Here is a 26,563-nt window from a genome sequence, read left to right as displayed (position 1 = left end):
AAATTAATAGCCAGGGTTTTGATCCTTTTGAGATAGTGATGGATTTGTATCAATCTCTTGTTGAGGAATTGGCCACAAGTAATGTGATTCTTTAATAACTATATTTTTACTAGCTAAGATAGCTGAAGCCGCTTTTTTTGTACGCTTCAAGTCTAACCATCTCTTTCCCTCCATGAATTGCTCATATCCTCTTTCTTGAATAACCGCATCTCTAAAAGAATCAAGGTCCCAACCTGTTGAAGGATAATCTAAAGATGACTGAACTTTTGAAGGTAGACCGTAAGCTCTACGTTTGATCATGTTTAATCTCTCAATTGCTAAAGCAGTAGGTGTTTTATTTGCCATTGCGGCAGCCTCCGCATAAATCAATAATACTTCAGAATATCTTAAATAAGGATAATCGTTCGCAAAATTTGCATTAGTAGGAGCACCAGGATCACGATACTTTGAATATAATATTGGAGTAGATGCTGGTAATGTTTCTAGTTTACCAGTAACTCTATCAACATATGTTGAAAATATATCAAATTGTTTTCTAAAATCTTTGTTGTCCCAATTTCTAATAAATGGATTTGTTGGTATAGAATATAATACAAAAGCACCATATGGAGCATAAACAGTTCTATCCCAAAGGAGGAAAAATGGCCATCCGTTACCATTTTGATTATTATATTTCAAATGAAATATTTCCTCAGTGTTATTGGATGCTCCGGCACCAAATATTTTATCAAAATCATCTGCTTTAGATACCTCAACCAAAGCATATTTCCCTGATGATATAACTTGTTCGGATTTATCTCTAGCTAATTCCCACTTTTCTTGGGTCAAATATACATCAGCTAACATAGCCGTAGCAGCTAATTTATTGGGTCTACCTGCTTGAGGCGCAGCATCTGGTAATGCTGTTTCTCCAGCTTTCAAATCTTCAATGATTGCGTTATAAACAGACGCAACGGAAGCCCTTGGAGCGGCAATTTGCTTTTCTGAAGTTGTAGGTTCTAATCTTAATGGAACTGCCCCCCAATTTCGAACTAATTGATAATAACAAAACGCTCTCATGAATCTTGCTTCTGCAACTAAGGCATTTTGCTCCGTTGTATTCATCTGAATATTCGGTATTTGTTGAATAGCAATATTAGCATAGTTAATACTGGCATAAAATTGTATCCAAATTCCTGAAGTACGACCAATATTAGTGGCATCCAATCCTTGATAATTACCAACAGGTATATACGACCCTCTTCCCGTCGAATAGTCAGACATCACATCTTGTTGAGCATTATAAAATTGACCCATACATGCAGTTGTTCTGATGGGTTGATAAATTGCATTAACCGCAGCCAAAGCATCCGATTTTGTTTTGTAAAACAATTCAGAAGTTAGTCGATCACGAGGAATTTCTTCTAATACATCATTACAAGATGAAAGAAAAAAGATAGCAGTAAAAAACAATGAATAATATTTTAAAGATTTCATTTTCTATTCCTTTAAATTGTTAAAACATTAAAAACCAAGTCTCACACCAGCCGTAAACATCCTAGAAACAGGAAAGCCAAAAGTGTCAAATCCTTGAGATGTAGAATTACCCCCTCCTTGTGTGTTTACCTCAGGGTCATACCAAGAATAATTAGTAATTGTAAACAAATTTTGACCGGCTAAATAAATTTGAGCTGAGCCTAAACTTTTAATTCCAATTTTACTTGTAGGAAGGTTATAAGCTAGCTGCACATTGCGAAGCCTGATAAACGATCCGTCTTCGACATATCTGTCTGATAACCTGTATGTTGTAGTTTTACTAATTCGAGGATATCTGGCATTAGGATTTGGATTTTCTTTTGTCCAATAATTTCCTAATACGTCTCTTATCTGATTAATTCCAAAAGCAAAACCATCAGCTACATCCTTTTTGTTAAAATTTAATATCTGATTTCCTTGAACTCCACTTATAAAAGCTGTCAACTCAAAGTTTTTAAATGACATACGAGAATTAAATCCAAAGATATAATCAGGATTAGGATCACCAATAATTACTCTGTCTCGATCATTGATTGTGTTGTTTCCGTCTTGATCAACATATCTGATATTTCCATTACCGTCCAAACCATTTTCAACAAAACCAAAAAATGCATTCATTGGTTGGCCTACCCTGTTCAAACTCGCAGAAACTAAAAACGGGTTTGTACTTGGAGCGCTGAGAATATCAGTGCCTTTGTTTAACTCTAAAACTTCACTTCTATTAAATGATATATTTCCATCAACATCCCATTTGAAATTACCATCTAAAATTTTAGCCCCTGCTGCCAACTCAATACCTTTGTTTTGAATTTTACCAGCATTTAATGTTACTGTTGTATATCCTGTTGATGTTGGTAAATTCACATTAGCCAATAAATCAGAAGTTATCTTGTCATATAAATCTATGCTAAATTGAAAACGGTTATTTAAAAAGCTTGCATCTACTCCAACATTATATTGAGTAGTTGTTTCCCACTTTAAAGCAGAATTAGGCTGAATCGGGCTTGGAGCAAAACCTATGAATAATTTTCTATCAAACACTGTTTGAGTACTATTAAGCGTTTGGAGTGATTGATATGGATTAACTGCTGTACTTCCAGTAATTCCCCAGCCAGCCCTAAATTTTAAATCTGAAATAACTTTGCTGTTTTTCAAAAAGTCCTCTTCACTTACTCTCCAGGCAATGGCTCCAGAAGGGAAATAACCCCAGCGATTTTCACGTCCAAATCTAGATGAGCCATCCGTTCTTGCACTAAAAGTCACTAAATATTTATCATTATATGAATAATTTAATCTGCCTAAATAAGACAAGATTGAAAACTCAGTTAAAAATGAAGTAGGTATTCCTGGTCCACTACCAGACTGTAAATTATAATTTGATAAAACGTTGTTTAAAAAACCTGTTGAACTAGCAGTAACTCCACTATTCATCGTATTTTGATAAGTTAAACCAGTTAATGCCGTTAATTTATGTGATTCACCAAATATCTTATTATAAGTCAAAAAATTCTCATTAACGACACTTGTTAATTCGGAATTACTTGTTGAGGCTACCCCTGTTGCAGATAACTTTAAAATGGTTGGGGAATAAAAATCTGATCTATTTGTTATGTTTTCTATGCCAGCTGTACTTGTAAATACCAAATCTGGTAAGATTTTAGCAGTTAACCCTAAATTTGCCAAAACGCCATTATTTGTCCCTAACTGCTTTCTTTCCAAGCCCATTGCCAATGGATTTTCTGCAACGTCTGGACTAAATGCATAGGAGCTAATTGAGTTATATTCGCCGTTTGCATTTAAAGGTGAGAGGGTCGGTGGCGCAATTAATGCTCCTGACAGTACCCCTTGTCCGCGTACGGTATTGTCGCTATTTAAGGAATTGCGTTGGGTTCTGTTTAAGACGCTACTGAATGAAACAGAAAATATATTATTAATACGATGCTGTAAATTAGTTCTAACTTGACCTCTCCAAAAATTAGAACCCACTAAAATACCTTCTTGATTAAAGTAATTTCCAGAAAGCGAATATTGTGTTTTTTCATTTCCTCCAGAAATAGTGATTACATGATTTTGTACAATTGCTTTACGAAGAACTTCATTTTGCCAATTAGTACCTTCGCCAAATGAATTAATTTGTTCAGTGGTAAAAAAAGCTTTATCTCCATCATTTGCTGCTCTCAAATTTGCTAACTGGGCAAATTCCTTTGCATTTAACATATCAATTGTTTTGGCTGCTTCTTGAACTCCATAATAACTATCAAATTCAACTTTACTTTGTCCATTTTTTCCTTTTTTTGTTGTAATAAGTACTACACCGTTTGCTCCACGAGAACCATAAATAGCAGTCGCAGATGCATCTTTTAATACTTCGATTGATTCAACATCATTAGGTGATAATGATGAAGGCGAACCTGCTAATGGGAAACCATCTAATACATATAAAGGCTCGTTATTTCCCAAAATTGAATTGCCCCCTCTAATTCTAACGCTGATGTTTGAACCAGGCTCTCCAGAATTTTGAACGACTTGAACTCCGGCTGCCCTTCCAGACAAACTTTGAACTGGATTAATCGCCACTTGAGTAACAAGATCTCTACTCTTAATCGATGCAACTGATCCTGTTAAATCACTTTTCTTTTGAGAGCCGTAGCCAATTACAACCACTTCGTCTAGAGCTTTGTCATCTTCGGTCAAACTAATATTTAGTTGACTTCGGTTTCCAACAATAACTTCTTGCGTAGAGTAACCAACAAAAGAAAAGACCAAAATTGATTTAGCGTTTGCTACATTGATAGAGAACTCTCCATTAGCATTCGTTGCTGTACCTCTGGATGTTCCCTTCTCAGTTATACTAACACCCATCAATGGTAGTTTGCTTTGAGCGGATACAACCTTACCCGTTACTTGCAAATCTGCTACATATTCAATTTTATTTTTTGAATATGCATAAATCGTATTGCCTCCAACAAAACAAAACAATATTAGAAGCAAAAAACATTTGTACATTGTTTTCATAGTAATTAAAATATTGTGAAATGGTTTAACTTTTATTTTTCCAAACATAGAAGCAATTTTTACAATAAAAAATATTTTTTTTTATGCAATCGAAACCGCAATCGGTTGCATAAAATATTTTTTATATCTTGAAGAATAATTGAGAGAAAACGGGTGTAATTTTTAATTTAACATACACAGAATGAAGAAAAATAATACTACGATTTACGACATTGCAGAGGCGCTAAAAATATCAGCATCAACTGTGTCAAGGGCCCTTAGAAATCATTCAGACATTAGCGAAGCCGTAACTGAAAAAGTTATCAAAATGGCTAAAAAGATGAACTATAAAGCAAACATTACAGCACAAAATCTCAAAGAACGAAAAACAAAGGTTATAGGGGTGATAATTCCTGAAATTTTACATCACTTCAATATGTCCGTATTAAATGGAATAGAGGAAGTGGCCTTTAGAAAAGGTTTTCATCTTTTGATTGCTAAGACAAATGAAAGTTATCAAAGAGAAATTATGCATACTGATTCCTTAGTTGGCCAAGTAGATGGATTGCTTGTTTGCTTGTCACAAGAAACCAAAAAATTTGATCATTTTAAGGCATTTAAACAGCATGAAATTCCCTTAGTATTTTTTGAAAGAGTTGCGGAAAAAGTTGCGGGTCACAAAGTAATTATGAATGATGAAGCAACCGCATTTGCTCAAACTGAACATCTTATCAAATCTGGATATAAACGCATCGCAATAATTACTGGTGGTGATCATTTAGGTGTGTGCAGAAATCGAATTCTAGGATATTTGCAAGCACTTGATAAATACAATATCGACAAAGATGATGATTTGATCATAACATCCGGCATGAGTTATCAAGAAGGAAGAATAGGATTTCAAAAAGTAATGAGTTTAAAAGAAAAACCTGATGCCATTTTTGCAACAAGCGATCAAATAACCATGGCCATCTACTCAGAGGCAAAAAGAATGGGCCTTAATTTAGGAAGCAATTTTGGTTTAGCGGCATTCAGTTGCGACCCTTTGCTTGCTTTACTTGAACCATCCGTTACAGGTTTGGGACAAAAAGGATTTGAAATGGGTACTATGGCTGCACAAATGTGCATAAAGGAGATTGAGGATAATAATAAGTTTAAACCCAGAACAGAGACATTATCAAATGAATTGATTATAAGAAAATCAAGCCAAAGAATTGAATTAGGGAAAAACAATAAAGTTGACCCAAATCAATATTTAGGCCAAAAGGCTGTTGATGACAGCTTAATCTATATATATTAATTTCATCTCCTTATTAACATAATCTCAATTAATTAAGAAGATATCTCTTTCGATAATGAAGAGGAGTCATCTGTTTTATTAGCCTAAAAGCACGATTGAAATTTGAGATATTAATAAAACCTGACTCATAAGCAATTTGATGTACAGATAATTTGTCATCTATTAACATTTTACAGGACATCCCAATGCGCACCTCCGTCAAGTATTGCACATAGGTTTTCTTCATTCTCGCTTTAAAGTATTTGCAAAAATTGGAGACCGACATATTCGACATCGACGCAACATCCTCAAGTACAATCTTCGCTGCAAAATTGCTTATCGTGAAATCAATCACCTGATTTAAGCGATCCGTATGTTGCTTATCAGCCTTCACCGAAAACAAACTTTTAGACATGGGATTAAGCTCCGTCGAAGAGCCCAAAAGATCCAGCATCTTCACGAGCATCATCAACCGATCCAACGGACTACTAGCATTAAACAGTAAATCCAAGTATTCTAACGATTGAACTTTTGTGGCACCCTCAATTTTAAGGCCATAAGCAGACCTAGCTAACAGATTTTGTATGTTCCTAAATTCAACTTTGCGCAATAATTCATCCCCAATGAACGCTGGTAAAAACTGAATAACTTGCGCAACCGCAAGCTCTGATTCCTCATTCTGATTTTTCCAAACATGTGGCAAATTAGACCCCACCAGAATAAGATCTCCCTCCTGGAAAAACTCAATGTTATCTCCCACAAAACGTGTTCCTCTACCTTTAACAATATGCGTTAATTCTAACTCCGGGTGAAAATGCCACTTGTTGTAGAATTGGGAAAATTGATCAATTCTTGCTACAAAAGCTTCCTCCGAGTTTGATTCAACCTTTTTGAATATTGGTTTCATATTGAATGATTTTTACCAAATGTAAATTAATATCAATAATATATCATCATAAATTGCTAAGATTTGGCAAATTTCACTTTCTCATTACGTCTAATTTTGGTGTGTTATTTCATATTTACCTACCATCAAACTATGACTGCGGCACAAGAGTCTTTTTACATTCAGCAATTCAAATTGGGGGATACTAGTTCTTTCCAAATCTTATATCAACACTATCATAAGCGGATGATCGGTTATGGCAGATCCTTATTCCCGAATCAGGAGGATGATGTCAAAGACGCTTATCAAGATATCTTTATCGCGTTATGGAAGTCCAAAGAGCGACTTACAGTGGAAAACACATTGGACTATTACCTGAAGAGAAGTATCAAGAATCATATGATCCATGCCATAAAGAAAAAAATAAAATTTGATACTCTTTCTTATGAACATGAAGCAGAATGTTTGGAATTTATTGATCCATCAAACGCATTGTCATCAATTATCGAATCCGAAGTTGATTTTCATAGGAAGACGATCTATGAACACCAACTTAGCTTATTAACCAAGAGAGAACGATTCCTGTTTACTGAGCGATTTGTTCATGAAAAATCAGTTGAAGAAATTATGCAGGAGCACCAGCTTGCTCGTCAAACAGTATACAACATGATTTATAGGTGCATTAATAAGCTTAAGTCAACAAATAGCTTAGTACTTAACTGGGCATGAAATATTTAGCTAATGAATTAAAGGCAAACAATAATGGGGCCGAAGCCCCATATTGTCAATAATCATCAAAATATCTAACGCCGTCAACATAATAGTTCCGGTACTGCTTATTTAGTTCTTTAGCTAGCTGAACATATTTACACTTGAATTTTTGCCTTTGAATTAACATGTCTTCTGATAGTAAAATTTTCAGTTTGGTTATACTGTAGAGTTTTGTATCCCGATTATGATCAAATCGCTGATCATTTTCCTCTTGAATTACCTTTTCAAACAAGTCAAGATATTTAGCCAGCCAATTTTCTCTGCAATCATATTGTTTGATTTTTTCATCAAATAAATCAAGTGCAGCATGGCATTCAGCTTCCCTAGCAACAAAATCTTCCGCAATCGTTAATTGTTGAAATAACGTTGCGTAAATCGCGTTAAAGTGATATTTGTATAAATAATCAATCTGATTATCCTGATTTTCGTCGGCATAAAACAAACTATGCGTTATTTTCCTTAGTTGATCCTTTGATGATATCGGATCTTGGATATGCTTCATTGTTGACAAAACCATATCTTCTACATTCTTTTTTATTTCGAAGTATTTTATATTGGGTTCAAAGATGAAATTTAAATCACGCGCATTTAATGTGCGGTTGATTGCTTTTTCATCTATCATTAATTGCTCGAAGTATTGTGAGCCTAAAATTTTCGATAAAATTTTAAAATTGGTCATTACGGTAAATATTTATTGCTAATTGTGTTAGCGTTAATAAAATAGTAAATAATAATGGATTGTTCAATCACCCATGGTCTAATTGAGAGATCGTTAATCCGATTCGGCGACATACACGACACAGCGTCACAGTCATTTTTTGATTTTTTTGTATCTATTCTTCGATATCTCAATTAGGTATCCCATGTTTATCAATTCCCTTATATATCGCTGTATCATTCTGATTTGAACGTTCATTTCTAAAATGATATCTTGAATCTGATATGTTGTAAAAACTATATCTGGAAGCTTATAATAGAATTCCATAGCTCTTTTGGGTTGTTTTGTAACTTCGCCAGGAAGCACTTTAAACAATTCCAAAGCTTGGTAAAACGAATATTCACTTAAATCCAACGCGATATTGAAATCAGCCGTATTGCATTCTACTTCTATTTCAGAGCTTCTTGATTCGTAATGTCTTACAGCTGTTAAAATACTCGCAATTCTGGCCATCATATTCATGTGCCTTCTTGATATGCTAACTGCGTTTTCACCTCCTTCTTCGAGACAAATGGATTGCAAATAATCACCTTGATCATTTATCCTTTTCCATTGAGATTCAGAAAATATGATATTTAGTGATTTGTGAGAAGCATGATGTTGCCACATTAAATAGAAATTTGAGCTTAATCCTTTAAACTGCAGACTCAAGGGTAGTGTACCGACCGATGGCTTAACATCTTTCCACACGATAGGACTACTGCCGCTTACGATCATAAAACGCGAAAACAACCCATCGCTATTACTTGAAAATAATTTAGGTATTTGTGATGGTGTACCGCTAACTATAATAGCAAGCTTCGGTTTTGCCACCATTAAATGTTCATTGTTCGTTTTTCGCATTTGAGAGATAGATTCGTGATGAAATACCTTTCGAAGCATCATCGAATTGTCTATTCCATGTGTTGAACCTAGCATATTGGCTAAGGCATCTGTTTCAGTTTCAAATATTAAGCCAACTTGAGATTCCCCATTTTCAGCTAACTGTTGCATTAACTTAGATGAAGTTGTGTTTCCTGGGATTAGGTACAAAGGAAGATTGGGCTTAACTGGCTGCTCTTTTCTATCTCCTTTCTTTAAATTTGATTTGTAAAAATCATAATCCGATTTATACTTTCTAGCCTCTCGAAGTGATTGCTCATTGATTTCCAAATCAATTGAACTAATGAGCTCTAACATGTGATTTAGCTTACCTTTTCCACTAGCCGGTGGATATGATATTAACAACATCAATTGTGGGTAATTAACTGAACCGTCGTAATTTATTTCAACATTAGGCATAAGAGAGCCTGCTAGTGTTATTACAGCATATGTAGCAATTTTACGTTCCTCATATGTATCCAACAAATTAATACATTGCCTTAGCGTGGAAGGCAAGTCTTGAGTTATTTGATCCAAATTAAGGGATGTCGCTATGTCGCTATGTCGCGACTCAATATTTGTTTGTAGGTTTGAACCAAAAGGGGCCTTGCCCCCTTGATTCGAAATTATTGTATTTGACATAATTGATTAGTTTATTGAATTTGAGTTTAACATTCCCACAACATCTGTGTGGAAATAATAGAACTTTGAACCAACTGCGGAGAATTTGATTATTCCATAATCTCTCCATCGTTGTACCGTGCGCGTTGAAACCTTAAGTAGGTTTGCCAATTCATTTGTGTTGTAAATCTTTTCACAACACGAATTCGTAAGGACGTACTCGTCCCTAGCGATTTTTTCGCTATGTTTTTGCATAATAAGTTGCTATGTAGTTTAAAAAAAGTCCCAGATGAGGAACGTAAATTGAAGCTTTCGACAGCTGCGTCAGGTTTACTTACAGTCGACGCAGAATTCCTGCATTTTCAACCTCTGTCGCTAAAATTCTGATACAAATAAATAATGTATTTAATTGCCAATCAAGCAATTATTGGGTAATACACGAAATATTCTGCATAATATAGCATTAACCTTTAGCAGGTATTTTGTTAGCTAAGGGTAATAAAAGAAAATCTGGTGATTTTAGTGAAAAATGATAAAAAACAGTGTATCAAAATTCGTTTATTCACCGTCCATCTTGTCCATCTCTGACCACATCTGGGCGTCTACAATTTTAGAATAGCCTAGGGTAGTAGTTAGATTGGAATGTACCATGATTTTCGAAACCATTTGAATGCCTATCCCCTTTTTTACAGCAAGTGTTCCAAAGGTATGTCTACTCGAATGGAAACTTATTGGTTTTTCAATACCCGCTAGGTCTACAACCGTTTTTAGATTCTTGTTGGCATAAGCTGTCGCGGATGATATTTTAGTGAGCAATAAATCCGCAGACGCATTGAAAACAGATTCATCTAATAGGCCAAATATATACCCACTATTCTTTCCATGAGAAATATAACGCTCAAGTATTTCGACAGCTTTCTTAGGTAATTTAATTGTGTGGTTATTCTTAGTTTTGTGTACAAAGAAACTTATCACTTTGGTTGTTTGATCATATCGTTCAATTCGTAATTGAAGCAAATCTGAAATTCTAATACCGCCAGCATAACATGCAAATACAAACATGTCCTTGTGTGCTTCCATTTTAGAGCCAGCGGTTAGCTTTACTTGATCAATTGCATCTACCTCGGTTTGGGTGAGAAACGACTTTTCCACCTTCTCAGTTTTTAACTTATGTTTATTGAATGGATTATTTTGTATAGGAATAATTTCCAACTGGCAAGCTTTATTGAATAGCATTCGAAAAACCTTCAGATTCGCATGTATGGTATTTGTTGTATTGCCTAAACCCCTTAAGTAATTCTCATATTCTTTGAGGTATTCTAATGTAAAGATTGAAAACGGTACGTCGCTTTGCTTGTTGTAATCATTAAACTTTTTTAGCACCGATTCTACTTTCTTATGAGTACCAAACTTCTTATCGATTTTTTGTTGATCCACGTACTCTTTAAAAAATTTGCTAAAACTCAGTTTTTGATCTTTTGCTTTCTTGTTTGAAAGTGCTTTGACTTCTCTACCCAATCCACCTTTTCCGTCAAGCTGGATTCTTAAGTCTTCCAGTTCACTAATTTTTTTAGCAATCAAATGGTTCATCCTTACCGAGTTTGGATGCTTCGATCGAACCTTAGCATTCTTCTCATCCCACTCGTCAAGACGAACATCAATACCCGTTGATTTAAACGTATTTTTTTCTCCTTCAATTATCCTTAAATATATCGGAATTAATCCACTTGCTTTAATCTTATTTTTCTTGAGTACTGCTCGAATTGTTGCCATGAAATTAGAAAAGGTACAGGTATAGGTACAGGTTTTATGTCGAATAACTACTTTACAAGTCTTTTGGTTGCACAACAAATATATCTATATTTATCAATATAGAGTATTTAAAAAGAAATTCTAAGAAAACAAGTGAAATAATAATAGTACTAGTGGGACCACAGAAACCACCTCAAACGAGGTGGTTTTTTTTATTTTACGGCAGAGGTGTAACAATAGTGTAACAATCGAATTTAGTTTACTACTTGGTTAAGTAATCAAAGAGTGAATCCTCCACTGGATGATTCAATTTGAAAATTACTTTCACAACAGACACACTTTTGCCATGATCATCTAAAATTGTAGTTATCTCAAAAGATTCATCTATAGGCTTAACATCACCCATGTAATAAAAATCACTCCCTTCGCCGTTACTTTTCTTTATAAATAAGGATAATCTGAGGCTATTATTATGATTTTTAATCGCTGAAACATCCTTACTATCCATGTTTCTCCTAGGCTTTGAAAACCATTGAAAATGACTATTGTTGATGAATTTGTCCTCAAATTTTGTCGAAGCAGCGATATTCTCTTCCTTGTGATAATTTACAAAAATCGGACATGTATTGTATTTAATGCTATAGCCATACATAGTAGATTCTTCATTTTTATCCCAATTCAAAATTCGACAAATGTCTTTCCGTGAATACTTATGGTGTAATAAAAATCCATCCAAATATTTACTGAGCTCAAAAGTCTTGTCAAACCTCGAAATTCCATAATATACGCTATCCAATAAATAACGGTGAAAAGTGGTATTTTTTAATTGCTGATTAAAGAATCCGGAACTTGAGATCAAGTCTCCATTTTGTTCTACGAGATCTTTTGAACCTAATTCCTTAATCGAATTACGTTTATTTATGAAATAGAAATTCAAATTTGAAATGACAGAAACCATCGTTTCTATGGTAGGTACAAAGCCATATTTACCATAAATAAGCTTTACAAATTCCGAAATTTTAACCTCACCTTTTGTTAAAAGAATATAAAGTAATTCCGATTCCTCTACACGTTTGGCATTATTAACTTCGGTAGAATAAAGCTTCAAAATAGACAACTGATCAGCGGTTAACTTTCCGGCTAAATCGGGTTCAATAGAAGAAACAAATTGAAAATAGGAACCAGCATATTCAACATACAAAAAAGGATCCCTCGAACCATGTTGCAAGAAATCCATCATCATAGGATTATAACCAATTTTATATTTCAACAAATCGTAATCCTTAATTAAGTCCTTTTTCAGAGAAAAGTTCGATTGGTCGATTGCTGCATATATTTTCTCCTTCGATATTTTGTCAAAATTGATGGTAGAAGTACCTGGAATCTGATTACTACCTCCTGCAATTAGCTTACGAAGATTATCCTTATTGTAAGAGGTATCCCCAAAGAGTGCAATTGGTATCAAAAAATTATTCGTATAATTCCCAATAAAATCTATTACAGTTAAATACTCCTTTCCCTCAGCTTTTCTTAAACCTCTACCTAATTGCTGCACAAAAATGATAGCCGACTGTGTAGGACGAAGCATTATCACCTGGTTAACACGAGGTATATCAATTCCTTCATTGAAGATATCTCTTGTAAATATGTAGTCTATTTTATCAGATGAATCATCTGACTCCAACCTATCAATTGCCTCATTTCTTTGGTCTTCTGAACTGTCTCCTGACAAGGCAATGGATCTAAATCCTCGCTTAGTAAATTGAATAGATAATTCATTAGCTTCTTCAACTTTGGAACAAAAAACTAAACCTCTAATATTACCATCATCGCAACTGTAAAATTGAGATTGCTTGATTATTCGATTAACACGTTCATTAGATGTCAATAAATTAAAATCTGATTTCTCTTCAACTTCCTGTCCATTAATGGTCAAATCTGTTACTCCAAAATAATGGAATGGAGATAGAATTTCAATCTCTAAGGCTTTCTGCAAACGAATTTCATAGGCTATATTATGATCGTAAAGCGAGAAAACATCGAATCCGTCAGTTCTTTCTGGTGTAGCCGTCATTCCAAGCAAGAACCTTGGATTGAAATAGTTGACAATTTTTTGATATGAATCAGCACCTGCACGGTGCGATTCGTCAACAATGACATAATCAAAATGATCTCTCGGAAATACATTTAAATGTTCATCTCTCGAAATAGTTTGAATCGTAGAAAAGATAAAGTCTTTTTCTACTTCCTTTCTTGAACCAGAATAGAACCCCATTTCTTTTTGAATTCCAAAAACACGAATAAAGGTTTCCATGGCAGCTTGCGCAATATTGGCCCGATGCACTACGAAAAGCAATCGTTTGGGATTAAATTCTTTAGCGTCAAATGCAGACAAATAGGTCTTACCTGTTCCAGTCGCAGAGATTAATAAAGCTTTATTTTTACCTTCTTCTCTTAGCTTTTTGAGATTAGCTAAAGCCTCTACTTGCATCAAGTTGGGGGTAATAATCTTAGTCCCGCCAGGGTTAATTTCAATCTGTTTAAACAAATACTCTGATTGAAATCTCTTTCCATTTTCGTATTCTAATTGATATTGATTAATGTATTCAAGATCAACGATAGAGGAATTTTTGAAATCAGTTGAAAATTCAAGCAATGCTTTTTGAATTATATAGCTTTCATTTTTCGCAGACACCTTTAGATTTAGCTCTTTATTAGTACTTAAAGCACTAGCTGTTAGGTTACTAGATCCAACAATTAGATTGTAATATCCTCCCTTTTTAAATAAGTAGCCTTTCGAATGAAAGTTTTCATTTGTATTTATTCGGAGTTCAATGTTTTCGAATTTCAATAATCTTTTTAGAGCTTCGGGCTGAGTGAAATTAAGGTATTGAGAAACGAGAATTTTTCCCTTAATCTGATGATTTTGTAATTCCTTGAATGTATTTACCAAGGTCTGCAAACCTCCGTTAGTCAAAAATGCGACTGAAAACCAAAACTCTTCACACGTATTTAATTCGGCAATTATATTAGAAAGAACTTTAACCCCTTCTGACTTTTCATTCGTTAATAAGCGAGGAATAAATTCACCTGATGAATCGATAGATTTCTCTATAAATCCCGATTTGATATTATCATAAAATTCATCATTCAACTCAGCCATTTGATTCTGAAATAAGTTTTTCAACAAATGGAATATCTGCTGCTGCCCAGTCAAGATTTGACAATTCAGTATTAGCTAATTGTTTAAAGTTCAAATGTTCATTCAACTGAATTTCTTCGAAATTATTCGTAATGCATTTGAAAGCATGCATCGTTATTTTGAAATCGGGATATTGATGTTCAACAGTTTGGAAAAAATCTAGTCGGCTAATTTCTAGATTGAGTTCTTCTTTTATCTCACGAACTAACGCCTTTTCAGGGGACTCACCCTCCTCTATTTTACCTCCCGGAAATTCATATTTGTGGGATACGTAATCGAATTTACTGGGACCTCTTTGAAAGCAAAGAATTTCATCATTAACTAGAATGATAGCAGCTGATACGAAATAATGCTTCATGAGATAATTTGAAATAAAATCAATTTACAGATAAAATTTAGAAATGCCAGAGTTAAAGGCGGAGTAAGAGGTGTATTATTGATGTTGAATGTTGGGTATATAATCCTAGATTTGATCGGCCTTACTTCGTGAATTTTGTTTGATGGACTTAGAGGTTTCCTCCATTTTTTCTTTAAGCTGTCTAATAAAAAAACTTAGACCGACCTCTTCATCCTTTGTTAATGGAGTAGGGTCAACATACAATTCCAAGTCATTTAAAATTTCTTTCTTTTTCATAATTTGTATTTATTTAAAAGATTCAAAGCAGCGTCAGTATCAAGGATTAAAAGATAACCATCATTTTGATGATAATTAAAAGATAGGGGATTTCAATATCAAATATGTTATTAACCATTTCTGGAATATCATAACAAGCTAAAACTCAATTTAACAACTAACCGTGAAAAAGTGTGAAAAAAGACAACTTTTCACGCATAGTTAAAGAGCCTAATCGCCCTTTCTCAACTTCCTCCGGTTCTTATTCCGGTTATAATAACTCTTGGAATTAATTCGATTCTTAAATGCTCGTTTAGAAGTGCTCACGCCTTTTCTGGCGTGGGCTTTTCTTAATCTACCAGTCTGAGTTACGCTCGATCGCGTAAAGGAAGACCTCCTCGTTTTCTTCGAATAATCAATGGGTTGCAGATCGCAGGCTAAAAGGAGAAGAGCGATAAATAAGTAAAGTAAATTTTTCATATACTAGGTGTAATTCTGACTAAAACGAGTTCCAGCACTTCGAAATAAATATGGTTCATTCATTTACACATCCAGCACAATCCGTAAATTCTCTTTTAACTTCTCTCGTTGTTCTTTAGTCAACTCGCCCAGTTTGCTGATGAGTCTTTTGTTATCGATGGAACGGATTTGGTCCACTAAAACATCACTCAATTTATCCAGCTGATGCATCTTCAAATGCACTCGCAAGATGTCAGCATCTGGGATTACATTAGTCGAAATGGGACAAATAATAGTGGAGAGATGCGTGTCATTTAATAGGTCCGTCTGTATGACCACCACAGGGCGAGTCTTCCCCGGTTCTGTGCCACGGCTTGGATTTAGGTCAGCTAACCAAATGTCGTATTGATTAATTTTCATCGATCAGCTTTTCGAACTCATGAAGAATGTCCAGGGAATCTAGGCTAGTTAAAGCTGATTCTTTGGCTAGTTGTGTCTTAAGCAATCGTTTCTTATTCACTCGATTGTAAATACTAACCGCTTCATTGATATACCGATTTCTCGCCACCTTCAGCGCACTTGTGATTTCTTCAGCCTCGTCGAAGATTTCATCGTCCAGTTTTAAGGATAATATTTTCATGGGGCTAAGGTATATATTAAAAGTATATACTGCAAGGTAAAAGCATTCAAATAAGATAATTTAATCTAGCCGTCAAGAACGAAAAGCAACCGACCTAATTTGGCAAGATTATCAACCATAAAAATTAAATTCCTAGTTTCAATTCAAAAAATCCTACAATTAAATTTTTAACTGAATTTTTATAACTTTAGAAATATTACTTTTTTACGAAAACCTATTTAACATCATATAATGAAGAATAATCGCAGAAAATTCATCCAACAGGTTGCCTTAGGTGCCGCTGGTATTAGCTTAGGCAATATCCACAATGCCTTCAGTGCAAAAAGTTATTCCCGGATTCTAGGGGCAAATGACCGGTTAAATGTAGCCCTAATGGGTTGTGGTCGTCGGGTAGGCGCCTATTATGATGCTTTGAAAGATAAAAAGAATAATGTGGATGTGGCTTACATCTGCGATGTGATGAAAAAGCAACGCGAAAAGGTAGGCCGTGATTTACAAGGAAAGGTGAGCGGAAAAGCGACTTTGGTGAATGATATTCATGAGGTTTGGAATGATAAAAGTGTAGATGCGATCTTCAATGCGACCCCAGACCACTGGCATGCACCTGGAACCTGGATGGCAATGCAAGCTGGAAAGCACGTTTATATTGAAAAACCATGTAGTCAGAATCCGAGAGAGGGTGAGCTACTTGTCGCATTTCAAAAAAAATACGGTAAAGTAGTCCAAATGGGGAACCAGCAGCGCTCCTCTAAAGAATCACAAGAAATCATTTCGGAGATACACAAGGGTAGCATTGGGGAAGTATACAAAGCGCTTGCCTTCTATTCGAACCAACGTGGAGAAGTTCCACATCAAAAAAAGGCCCCTATTCCAGAAGGATTGGATTGGGAATTATGGCAAGGTCCTGCGCCCCATCAGGAATACACGTCTGAAACCTGGGACTATAACTGGCACTGGTATGGTTGGAATTGGGGAACTGCAGAGACCGGCAATAATGCGACCCATGAATTAGACGTAGCTCGTTGGGCGCTACAAGTAAAATATCCAGAGAAGGTAGAAGTAGAAGCAGCAAAACGTCATTTCAAAAATGACGGCTGGGAAATGTACGACACCATGGAGGCGACTTTCCGTTTCCCTGAAAACAAAATCATCCAATGGGATGGCAAAAGCCGTTCAGGTTATAAAACCTACGGAAGCGATCGTGGAACCATTATTTATGGAAGCGAAGGTTCTGTTTTTGTGAATAGAGAGGGCTACACGCTTTTTGATCGCAACGGCAAAAAAATCAAAGACAACAAATCGAGCGGCAGCGAAGCTGGCAATACCTTAGGTGGCGGTGGTGATATGACCGATACACATGTGGCGAATTTCTTCAATGTCATTCGCGGAACGGAGACTAAATTAAACTCCCCTATCGAAGAAGGCGCTATCAGCCAAATGATGTGTCACTATGCGAACATCTCGTACCGGATCGGGAAATCATTCTCAGTTAATCCGACGGATGGCCATATTTTAGATAAGGAGGGAATGAAGCTTTGGGGCCGTGAATACGAGAAGGGTTGGGAGCCTAAATTATAAAATACTCGCTCTTAATAAGTCAATACGAAAAACCACCTCGTCTAAGGTGGTTTTTTTATAAGCTGGCACGGCATTATTTAATTACTACTTTTAAACAAAATCTATCAATAAGCTGTTTTATTTGATATATTCACGAAAAATAATGGAGTCCTAGAGATATGAAAACTAACCTGCACGTCTATTTTCGAGCATTTTTGGGATTATTATTCCTCCTGCTTGCTCAAATGCAATCAGAAGCCCATTCCTCTAGCTACTCCATTCCGGATTCCAGTTCGTTCAATCAATTCAAAGGATCTATTCTAGATAGTAAAACAAAGAATGAACTCATCTATGCGACGATCACTGTTGCAGGAACAAGCATCTCTACCATCAGCAATAGTGAGGGGAAATTCTCCATTAAAATTCCTACTGAAAAGCAGAATGCAAGTCTCATTGTTTCCTTTTTAGGCTACAGAAACAAGACTGTTTCCATCAAAGAATTAAAGCCAGACAAAAACGTAGTGTATTTAGAATCGAGCAATACGATGCTCAATGAAGTGGTTGTAAACACCTCAGATGCGAATTCGCTATTTTTAGGGGTACTAAACAATCGCTTAAAAAATTATAGAGATGACCCACTCCAAATGACAGGGTTTTATCGAGAAACCATTCGCAAACGACGTACCTACGTTTCCCTTTCTGAATCTATACTTAATATTCAAAAGCAGCCCTTCATGAATGGTTTGCCAGACCAAATCAGTCTTTTCAAGGGTCGAAAAAACACGGATTACACTAAACTAGACACGGTAAATTTTAAATTACAGGGAGGCCCTTTTTCCGTCTTATATATCGATTTAATCAAATATCCCAGCTTCATTTTCTCAAATGATGCCTTAGAAATATACGATTTCAGTTTAGAGGAAAGCACCCAAATAAATGACAAACAAGTGTTGGTTTTAGCCTTCAAACAAAAATCAAGCTACGAAAACCCGCTCTACTACGGTAAATTATTCATCGATGCGAAAAGTCTTGCAGTCGTAAGCGCTACTTTCTCCCTCAATGTGGAGGATAAAATCAAGGCAGGGCTTCTATTTACGCGCAAAAAACCGAATAGTCTTGACATTTATCCAACAGAGGTCAGCTACCAAATTAATTACCGACAAGAAAATGACAAATGGATTTTCGCCTATTCGCGTGGGGATTTGACCTTTAAATTGAATTGGGCCAAACGCATATTCAACACCGTCTACACCACCTCCATCGAAATGGCTATGACCGATTGGAAAAAACAGGACCTCAAAGAGGTCCCAAAAACACAGGAATTGACCACTAACGTTATCATGTCTGATAAAGTGGCGAATTTAGCTGACCCTGATTTTTGGGGTATATACAACATCATCGAACCCGAAAAATCGATTGAGCAGGCTATCAGAAAAATTCAAAAGAAGGCCTTGAACGAGGGGGCAGTAGATTAATTTACTCCTTCCATTCGATAGGAATAACCACCTCATTTTTTCTACTCCAAAACTGATAAGGGGCATTATATCCTAGAAAAGTATATTCGCCCACTACTTTAATGCCTTTGTCTTGCAATGACTTCAACAACACATCCCGCTTTTCTCTTATCGTCTCATCATCTGCATAGCCACCGAAACTAATGGCAGCCACATATTGTGGGCTTGATTTCACGATATGAACACCCGCATCTTTAGGCTTAGGTAAATCTGATTCTTGGTATTTCTCAGGCATCACAAAACTCATCGTGGATCCTTGTGAACCCATTTCCATTCGTACAGGCGAAGTCATGGCAATACTTTGGCCTCGATCATTTCCTCCAAAAATATAGCCTGCTAACTTTCTAAATCCACTGCTCGCGACCGACTTATAATCAGTTCCCTTACTGTAAATCTTAGCAAAAGTAGCTGCTGGATAAAAGCGAATTTCAAATTGGGATTCCGTGTGTACGAGCCTGTATTTTTGGCTCTCCGTAGTAAGACTACTGCTCACTAATTTATAAGATTGCACCAGTAAGAAAAGAAGGGCGATGCCCCCAACGATGTAAAATGCTTTCATGATAGAATAAGTTTAGCACGTATTTCACCTTAACTAACAAGTCTGGGTAATAGTTCAGAAACTCAGCAACTTAATTTCATTTTTACCCGTATTTCGCTTACTTTAATGGGTGATAAAATCAAATACCTCTAGATGAAACTATTCCTAACTGTCGCGCTTTTTAGCCTAGCATTTCTATCAGATGCAAAACCAAAAAAAGAAAAATGGATTCAACTTTTCAACGGTAAAAATCTGAAAAATTGGACCGTTAAAATCCACCACCACGAGGTGGGCGATAATTACGGAAACACCTTTCGAGCTGAGGACGGCATCATCAAAGTGCGCTACGACCAATACGATCAGTTTAATGAACGCTACGGGCACTTATATTTTAACAAACCTTTCTCTAATTATATCCTTCGGTTGCAATATCGCTTTACAGGGCTTTGGCGAAAAGATGCGCCTATTTATACCGAGAGAAATTCAGGCGTGATGTTTCATTCCCAAGACCCACATACCATGCCGAAAGAGCAAGACTGGCCTATTTCAGTCGAAATGCAATTCTTAGGTGTTTTAGCAGATGGCAAACCAAGACCCACCGGAAATATGTGTTCACCTGGCACCGACGTGGTGTTTAATGGCAAAATCGATCCCCGCCATTGCATCAATTCAAGCTCGGAAACCTATGAAAATGAACGGTGGATTACGGCAGAATTAATCGTTCGCGGAGACTCCCTTGTTACCCATAAGATCAACGGAAAAACAGTGTTAGAATATACCCAACCGCAAATAGGCGGCGGCGTAGCTAATCGCTACAACCCCGCACTTAAAATCGATGGCAAATTACTGAAAAGTGGATTTATTGCCCTCCAAAGCGAAGGCCAAGAGATTGACTTCCGAAACATCGAACTTCTGGATTTATCGAAAGAATAGACTGATGTTTAAAAATAGCCTAGGCTTACTACTTCTTTTTTTTATTACCGATGTAAACGCTCAGTATAAAAAATACTCCTATGAAACCCAGCGAATGGGCTCCCCTTTTCGCATCACCATCTCCTGCGAGGATTCGACTGGAATTTCTAAAGCCGTAAAACAGGCATTCGCTTTAGCAACTTCACTAGAAAGTGAACTGAGTGATTATCAAACACAATCTGAACTCAGCCAAGTTAATCTTCTCGCAGGAACAGGCTCCTTCTACCCTATCCACGAAGCTCTAAGGGCTATATTAAAAGAGTCTTTAAGCGCACAAAAACTAAGCAATGGCGCCTTAAACATATTTGTAGGCAGGCAAGTAGCCTACTGGAGACAAGCCCGCAAACTTCATCAAATGCCGGATGTGATCGCTTTAGCAGAAATTGCCAAAAAGATTCAAGGGCAATGTTTAGCGTTTTCTAGTGATTCTACCCAGATTCGATTAACTGATTCGGCCTGCCAGCTCGACCTAGGCTCCATAGGCAAGGGTTTTGTCGCGCAGCGGGTTTTAGAGGATTTAAAGCTGATGGGCTTTCCTTATACCCTAGTCGATGCAGGTGGAAAACTAGCGATGACCAGTCAAGGGCCTACAGATTTACCTTGGCAAGTGGCTGTGGAGATGCCTGTTTCTGATGCACATTTATCTGAGGTTTTGGCATTAAAAAATGTATCCGTAGCGACGAGTGGAAAAACCTATCAATCAATTCGTTTAGGAGACGTCACTTATTCGCATGTAATTGATCCTAGAACAGGAATGGCCTTAACTCATTCGCGCTCAGCGACGGCCATTGCAAAAGAGGGGGCTTTAGCGGATTGGCTTGCCACCGCCGCAACGATCATGACCGTGCAAGAAATTGAAGAATTATTAGTAAAATTGAAGGATGTTCTCTTGCTCGTATTTGAAAACGAAGCGGGTAAACCTAAAATCCTATTTAACCATAAACTAATGCCACATGAGGCGTCTCGTCTTCAGTAGTCTTCTGTTTTCATACTCGCTTCTAGCGCAGGATTTAAAGTCTTACCAGCAAGTAATTCCTCAAACACGTGTTTCCTTCGACATGGTGGCCATTCCATCCGGAAGTTTTGTTTTTGGCCAAACAAAAAAAACACAGGTCTCCGCTTTTTGGATGGGTAAAACGGAGGTGACGTATGATGAATACCAATTGTTCTTCGAAGAATCACGCGATCCTGAACCGAGGCCTCCTAAAGAGGGCCCTGATGCTGTGACCAGGCCTAGTCCGCCCTACATCGATTTTACGCTAGGCATGGGGAAAGTGGGTGGATTCCCTGCAAATTCCATGCAACAATACGGGGCGATTATGTATTGCAAATGGTTGTATGCCAAAACCGGTGTTTTCTATCGCCTTCCCACAGAAATCGAATGGGAATATGCTTGCAAAGCCGGTGCTGAAATCCCTTCTAAGGATTTAGCCGATTATGCCTGGTTTCAAGGCAATTCAAACGAAAAATACCACCAAGTAGGTCAAAAAAAACCGAACGCTTGGGGCTTACATGATATGCTGGGTAATGTATCAGAATGGGTTTTAGATCACTTTGAGTCTGATCCCACCGCTCGAAAGGATAGCCCGGTGTTCATCGATAAATATGCGGACGCCGTTGTACGCGGCGGAAATTACCAAGATCCGGCAAATCTAGTTAGGTCTACGGCTCGGATGGCAGCGGACCCCATCTGGAATCGACGAGATCCACAAGTTCCTAAAAGCATCTGGTGGAATGCCGATGCTCCTTTTGTGGGATTTCGAATTATGCGACCGGCTAAACAGCCATCAGCAACAGAAATTAACTCCTTCTTTGAAAAATATTTAAACTAAACCTCATTTCTACTATGAAAAATACCAGACGAGATTTTGTGAAACAAACGGGCATAACAGCGAGTGGAATAATTTTAGCTCCCTGGGCTGCTAATGCATTTGCAGGCCAAAGTTTAGTGAACGACACCATCAAAGTCGCCTTGATCGGCTGTGGTGGGCGCGGAACGGGTGCCATTTCGCAAGCTTTGAGCACAAAAGAAAACATCGAATTAGTGGCCATGGCCGATGTATTCCGCGATCGATTAGATGATTGCTATGCTAATTTGATGAAGTCAAGAGATAAAGACGCCTCCGCTAAAGCAGTGCCTATCAGCAAAAAGGTAAATGTGCCGGAGGAAAGAAAATTCTCAGGATTTGACGCCTATAAAAAGGCCATGGAATTAGCCGATGTGGTGATTCTAACAACTCCTCCAGGGTTCCGCCCCATGCACTTCGAAGAGGCGGTTGCACAAGGCAAGCAGATTTTCATGGAGAAACCCGTTGCAACTGACCCAGCCGGAATACAACGCGTGTTAAACGCAGCAAAAATCGCGAAGCAAAAGAAGTTAAACGTCGTGGTGGGATTGCAACGTCATTACCAAAATTCCTACAGAGCGCTCATGAAGCGCATTCAAGATGGGCAGATCGGCGATGTGGTTTCAGCTTCCTGCTGGTGGAATAATGATGGGGTTTGGGTAAAACCACGAAAAGAGGGCCAAACCGAAATGGATTATCAATTGCGAAATTGGTATTACTTTAACTGGATCTGCGGAGATCACATCACAGAACAACACATTCACAACATTGATGTCATTAACTGGGTAAAAAATGGCTACCCAGTTCGCGCAAGGGGAACCGGTGGACGTGAAGTTCGAAAAGGAAAGGATTATGGTGAAATTTTTGACCACCATATCGTTGAATTCGAGTATGCGGACGGAACAATCTTAAACAGTCAGTGTCGCCACATTCCGGGTACCTGGGCGAAAGTGGATGAGCTCGTGATAGGGACAAAAGGGAAAGTGCATTTTGACGAGGCAAAGATTTTTGATTCCAAAGGAAATGTGCAATACGCTTTTGACAAAAAGACAAAGGAAAATAATCCCTATCAAACAGAACATGACGAATTATGGGCAACAGTAGCCGCAGGGGAATACAAATATGCGGATGCAGAAAATGGTGCTTATTCAACCATGACATCTATTCTAGGCCGAATGGCCACCTATTCAGGTCAAGTAATTGAATGGGATAAGGCAATCAACTCGGGCATCAATATCGCCCCATCTAGATTTGCTTGGGATGCCGACATGCCATCAAAACCAGATGCGAATGGCTTATATGCCGCAGCGATTCCAGGAAAAACGACTTATTTTAATTAAAGTAATCAACGAGGCCTCTAGCTATAGAGGCCTCGTTTTATCTAACTTTATTTTACCGTTAAAATAATTAAGGCTGATAAAAAGTAGATCAAATAAGAAGCCTGAACTCCTAATCCGGCATAATAATTTCGGAGCAATTTTTTACTTTTAATTTGTTTTGCTTTTTGCCTATAACCTAGTGCATATTGCTCATTTTCCATCAATTTCAAATCCGGATATCCTAAATTTTCATCAAGGGGCATCCTACCTTCAGCGAAAATTAAGGGAGCCGCTCCGAACAAAATTCCATAACCTGGTATAATTGTAGTAGCTAAAACAGCGGTTCCAGCTGTCTTATATCCTTTGTAATGGATTAATGCATCATTTTGACCCTGCTTAAACAAATCGTTATTTTTTGATTTTAAGTCAGTAGCGGGCATTTCAATTACCTGAACTGGTTTATTTTCTGTGGACTTTGATGACAAGGAATCTTGTGCACTCATACGGAATGACATACTCATCAATAGTGCAACTAGGAATAAATTTTTCATATATAGGTTGTTTAAATGTCAATACTAGTTAACCAAACTCTTCATCACCCATTTTCTAAAATCCGTTCGAAATTCTAGTGGATAAGTAGAAGGAGTCTGACACATCATAATCGCAACCACTTCATTTTTTAAATCAATAAAAAATACCGGCCCTGTGGCTCCTCCCCAGGAAATCGTCCCCGCCGGAACTGGATCATTCCCTACTTCTCTGCGCTTAATCATAAAGCCAAACGTCCACCCATGATTCTTCAAATCATCTTTTGGCTTAGTATACCCATCTAAAGTCAGAGGCAATTGATCCGTTTTCATCAAAGCAATGGTAGACGGTTTCGCGATGCGAACTCCGTTATATACTCCATCTTGCATCACCATTTGGCAAAATTTAAAATAATCAATGGCCGTAGCATTCAATCCTCCGCTACCCGAATAAAAGGTCTTAGGGCTGCTTATGCGTGTACTTTTTTCTGAACCTGGATCAAGTAAAGACAATTTACCTTTTCCGTCAGGCTGATAATAGGACGTATATCTAGGCACATCTTTTGGCTCTAAAAAGAAGTGCGTATCCTTCATTTCTAATGGATCCAAGATGCGTTTCTGCACAAAATCCTGGAAAGGCATGCCACTGATTACCTCGACTAATCGACCTGCGACGATCAAGCCAGGACCATAAATCCAACCTTCACCCGGCTCATGAGTTAACGGTAATTTGGCTAATTTCTTTACAAAATGATCAATATCGCTTTTGTAGGAGTCTTTATTTATGGCATTATAGGCTTCTGGCATATTGCCGCCATACGAACTAGGCTGGCCCGTAGTGTGCGTTAATGCATGACTAATTAACATGGGTTTAGTCGCCTCCCGCGTCTTATAAATCCACATGCCGTCGATGCTATCCTTCGAAATCAATATTTGTTGAGACGCAAACTCAGGCAAATACTTACTCAACGGGTCAGTAGGCAGACATTTGCCCTCCTCCATTAATAATAATAAGGCTAACGTGGCAATGGGCTTGGTCATGGAAGCTAAACGGAAAATAGCATCCTTTTTCATCGGGATATGCGTTTCTAGTTGCGACTCACCTTTTGCCTCGAAATGCACAATTTTACCCTTCCGGGCAATGAGGGTGACAGCACCAGCAATTTCCTTATTTTGAATGCTCTTTTCGACTTCCCCTTGATAAGCGTCAAAAACTTTTTGATCGAAGCCCAATGCCTTGACTTCAGCGGGTGTTGCGACTTTAATGTTTTGAGCTAATGCTACCTGGAGACAAAAAAGTACCGTAAGAATAGAGTAGACAACTTTCATTTTAATTTAGATATCCTTTATATACCAATGTTAGTAAATATTTTTTGACTTATAAAAAATAAGGCAAAAAAAGGGCCACCTAAATTTAGGGGGCCCTTTAGCAAAAAAAAACATTTATAGAAAGTATTACTTAGGCAATACAACTGAGTCAATTACGTGAATAACTCCATTACCCGCTTTCAAATCAGCAGCAACAACAGTAGCCTTAGCTCCTTTTTCGTCTGTTAATACCACTTTCCCATTCTCAATTGAAGCTACTAACGTTCCACCGCTAACGGTTTTTACACTTAGGGAACCCTTTGCTGCAGTGATTGCTTTGATAACAGTTGCTGCATCTAAATTACCTGCCACTACGTGGTAAGTTAAAATCTTAGCTAAAGTTGCTTTGTTCTCTGGCTTCAAAAGTGTTTCCACTGTTCCAGCGGGTAACTTAGCAAAAGCAGCATTTGTAGGAGCAAAAACCGTGAATGGTCCTGCACTTTGTAATACAGACACTAAATCAGCCGCTTTTACTGCTGCTACTAATGTCGTGTGGTCTTTAGAGCTAATAGCAATATCCACAACCGTTGTTTGAGCTGATACCGAGAAGGCAGAGATAAACAAGGTGATAATTCCGGCAATAAATTTCTTTTTCATTCTTCTATTATTT

General features: G+C 37.2%; 24 protein-coding genes. 8 read left to right on the top strand and 16 right to left on the bottom strand.

All coding sequences use genetic code 11. The features are described 5' to 3' along the window. Positions 1-3: 3 nt before the first annotated feature. Both ACILP5_RS06760 and ACILP5_RS06755 read right to left on the bottom strand, forming a co-directional pair. Positions 4-1,476, bottom strand: coding sequence for a RagB/SusD family nutrient uptake outer membrane protein (locus tag ACILP5_RS06760; protein WP_395617897.1), 1,473 nt, complete (start codon positions 1,474-1,476; stop codon positions 4-6). 27 nt (positions 1,477-1,503) lie between these two features. Further along, a complete protein-coding gene (locus tag ACILP5_RS06755; protein ID WP_395617896.1) occupies positions 1,504-4,578 on the bottom strand; it encodes a SusC/RagA family TonB-linked outer membrane protein in 3,075 nt (1,024 codons plus the stop codon). A gap of 133 nt (positions 4,579-4,711) precedes the next feature. Between ACILP5_RS06755 and ACILP5_RS06750 the strand changes: the two genes are divergently transcribed. Continuing rightward, a complete protein-coding gene (locus tag ACILP5_RS06750) occupies positions 4,712-5,809 on the top strand; it encodes a LacI family DNA-binding transcriptional regulator (protein ID WP_395617895.1) in 1,098 nt (365 codons plus the stop codon). Between the two features lie 28 nt (positions 5,810-5,837). On the opposite strand, the gene ACILP5_RS06745 is transcribed toward ACILP5_RS06750, so the two are convergent. Next, positions 5,838-6,695 carry an AraC family transcriptional regulator gene (locus ACILP5_RS06745; RefSeq protein WP_395617894.1) on the bottom strand — a complete coding sequence of 286 codons (858 nt, stop codon included), beginning with the start codon at positions 6,693-6,695 and terminating at the stop codon, positions 5,838-5,840. Positions 6,696-6,827: 132 nt separating this feature from the next. Here ACILP5_RS06745 and ACILP5_RS06740 point away from each other — a divergent pair, with 132 nt between their 5' ends. After that, on the top strand, positions 6,828-7,403 hold the full coding sequence (locus ACILP5_RS06740) for an RNA polymerase sigma factor (protein WP_395617893.1): 576 nt from the start codon (positions 6,828-6,830) through the stop codon (positions 7,401-7,403). 55 nt (positions 7,404-7,458) lie between these two features. Here the strand turns inward: ACILP5_RS06740 and ACILP5_RS06735 are convergent, their stop codons facing one another. The 9 genes from ACILP5_RS06735 to ACILP5_RS06695 form a co-directional block, all read right to left on the bottom strand. Beyond that, positions 7,459-8,124, bottom strand: coding sequence for a hypothetical protein (locus ACILP5_RS06735; protein WP_395617892.1), 666 nt, complete (start codon positions 8,122-8,124; stop codon positions 7,459-7,461). Between the two features lie 132 nt (positions 8,125-8,256). Next, a complete protein-coding gene (locus tag ACILP5_RS06730) occupies positions 8,257-9,666 on the bottom strand; it encodes a DUF3987 domain-containing protein (protein WP_395617891.1) in 1,410 nt (469 codons plus the stop codon). A gap of 6 nt (positions 9,667-9,672) precedes the next feature. Further along, positions 9,673-9,900: a helix-turn-helix domain-containing protein gene (locus ACILP5_RS06725; protein ID WP_395617890.1), complete on the bottom strand. Its 228-nt coding sequence runs from the start codon at positions 9,898-9,900 to the stop codon at positions 9,673-9,675. Positions 9,901-10,203: 303 nt separating this feature from the next. Then, positions 10,204-11,418 carry a tyrosine-type recombinase/integrase gene (locus ACILP5_RS06720; RefSeq protein WP_395617889.1) on the bottom strand — a complete coding sequence of 405 codons (1,215 nt, stop codon included), beginning with the start codon at positions 11,416-11,418 and terminating at the stop codon, positions 10,204-10,206. A 241-nt stretch (positions 11,419-11,659) separates the two neighbouring features. After that, on the bottom strand, positions 11,660-14,560 hold the full coding sequence (locus ACILP5_RS06715) for a DUF3427 domain-containing protein (RefSeq protein WP_395617888.1): 2,901 nt from the start codon (positions 14,558-14,560) through the stop codon (positions 11,660-11,662). After that, on the bottom strand, positions 14,553-14,957 hold the full coding sequence (locus ACILP5_RS06710; protein WP_395617887.1) for a (deoxy)nucleoside triphosphate pyrophosphohydrolase: 405 nt from the start codon (positions 14,955-14,957) through the stop codon (positions 14,553-14,555). Before ACILP5_RS06710 ends, ACILP5_RS06715 begins: the two co-directional genes overlap by 8 nt. Before the next feature lie 105 nt (positions 14,958-15,062). Beyond that, a complete protein-coding gene (locus tag ACILP5_RS06705; protein WP_395617886.1) occupies positions 15,063-15,233 on the bottom strand; it encodes a hypothetical protein in 171 nt (56 codons plus the stop codon). A gap of 522 nt (positions 15,234-15,755) precedes the next feature. Continuing rightward, positions 15,756-16,091, bottom strand: coding sequence for a type II toxin-antitoxin system PemK/MazF family toxin (locus tag ACILP5_RS06700; RefSeq protein ID WP_395617885.1), 336 nt, complete (start codon positions 16,089-16,091; stop codon positions 15,756-15,758). Then, positions 16,081-16,311, bottom strand: coding sequence for a hypothetical protein (locus ACILP5_RS06695; RefSeq protein ID WP_395617884.1), 231 nt, complete (start codon positions 16,309-16,311; stop codon positions 16,081-16,083). Before ACILP5_RS06695 ends, ACILP5_RS06700 begins: the two co-directional genes overlap by 11 nt. A gap of 231 nt (positions 16,312-16,542) precedes the next feature. On the opposite strand from ACILP5_RS06695, the gene ACILP5_RS06690 reads away from it, so the two are divergent. Next, positions 16,543-17,889, top strand: a complete 1,347-nt coding sequence (locus ACILP5_RS06690; protein WP_395617883.1) for a Gfo/Idh/MocA family protein — start codon at positions 16,543-16,545, stop codon at positions 17,887-17,889. 158 nt (positions 17,890-18,047) lie between these two features. Further along, positions 18,048-19,343 carry a carboxypeptidase-like regulatory domain-containing protein gene (locus ACILP5_RS06685; protein ID WP_395617882.1) on the top strand — a complete coding sequence of 432 codons (1,296 nt, stop codon included), beginning with the start codon at positions 18,048-18,050 and terminating at the stop codon, positions 19,341-19,343. A gap of 1 nt (position 19,344) precedes the next feature. Here the strand turns inward: ACILP5_RS06685 and ACILP5_RS06680 are convergent, their stop codons facing one another. Next, positions 19,345-19,941: an SOUL family heme-binding protein gene (locus ACILP5_RS06680; protein ID WP_395617881.1), complete on the bottom strand. Its 597-nt coding sequence runs from the start codon at positions 19,939-19,941 to the stop codon at positions 19,345-19,347. 132 nt (positions 19,942-20,073) lie between these two features. On the opposite strand from ACILP5_RS06680, the gene ACILP5_RS06675 reads away from it, so the two are divergent. The 4 genes from ACILP5_RS06675 to ACILP5_RS06660 all read left to right on the top strand — a co-directional run bounded on the left by ACILP5_RS06675 (position 20,074) and on the right by ACILP5_RS06660 (position 24,079). Further along, the gene (locus tag ACILP5_RS06675) at positions 20,074-20,853 is read left to right on the top strand and encodes a DUF1080 domain-containing protein (protein ID WP_395617880.1); all 780 of its coding nucleotides are present in this window, start codon (positions 20,074-20,076) and stop codon (positions 20,851-20,853) included. Between the two features lie 94 nt (positions 20,854-20,947). Further along, positions 20,948-21,868 carry an FAD:protein FMN transferase gene (locus ACILP5_RS06670; protein ID WP_395617879.1) on the top strand — a complete coding sequence of 307 codons (921 nt, stop codon included), beginning with the start codon at positions 20,948-20,950 and terminating at the stop codon, positions 21,866-21,868. Further along, positions 21,846-22,724 carry a formylglycine-generating enzyme family protein gene (locus ACILP5_RS06665; RefSeq protein ID WP_395617878.1) on the top strand — a complete coding sequence of 293 codons (879 nt, stop codon included), beginning with the start codon at positions 21,846-21,848 and terminating at the stop codon, positions 22,722-22,724. Before ACILP5_RS06670 ends, ACILP5_RS06665 begins: the two co-directional genes overlap by 23 nt. A 14-nt stretch (positions 22,725-22,738) precedes the next feature. Then, positions 22,739-24,079, top strand: a complete 1,341-nt coding sequence (locus ACILP5_RS06660) for a Gfo/Idh/MocA family protein (protein WP_395617877.1) — start codon at positions 22,739-22,741, stop codon at positions 24,077-24,079. A gap of 47 nt (positions 24,080-24,126) precedes the next feature. Here ACILP5_RS06660 and ACILP5_RS06655 read toward each other — a convergent pair whose 3' ends face one another. From ACILP5_RS06655 to ACILP5_RS06645, 3 genes are all read right to left on the bottom strand, one after another. Then, positions 24,127-24,609: a hypothetical protein gene (locus tag ACILP5_RS06655; protein ID WP_395617876.1), complete on the bottom strand. Its 483-nt coding sequence runs from the start codon at positions 24,607-24,609 to the stop codon at positions 24,127-24,129. Between the two features lie 24 nt (positions 24,610-24,633). Next, entirely contained in the window at positions 24,634-25,914 is a 1,281-nt protein-coding gene (locus tag ACILP5_RS06650; protein ID WP_395617875.1) for a serine hydrolase domain-containing protein, read from the bottom strand. 126 nt (positions 25,915-26,040) lie between these two features. Beyond that, complete coding sequence (locus ACILP5_RS06645; RefSeq protein WP_395617874.1) at positions 26,041-26,550, bottom strand: fasciclin domain-containing protein; 510 nt, start codon at positions 26,548-26,550, stop codon at positions 26,041-26,043. Positions 26,551-26,563 lie beyond the last annotated feature (13 nt).

The sequence above is a fragment of the Aquirufa sp. genome (assembly GCF_044239315.1).
GTDB lineage: Bacteria > Bacteroidota > Bacteroidia > Cytophagales > Spirosomataceae > Aquirufa.
The sequence above is the reverse complement of the archived record's forward strand: the minus strand, read 5'-3'. Positions and strand labels throughout refer to the sequence as shown.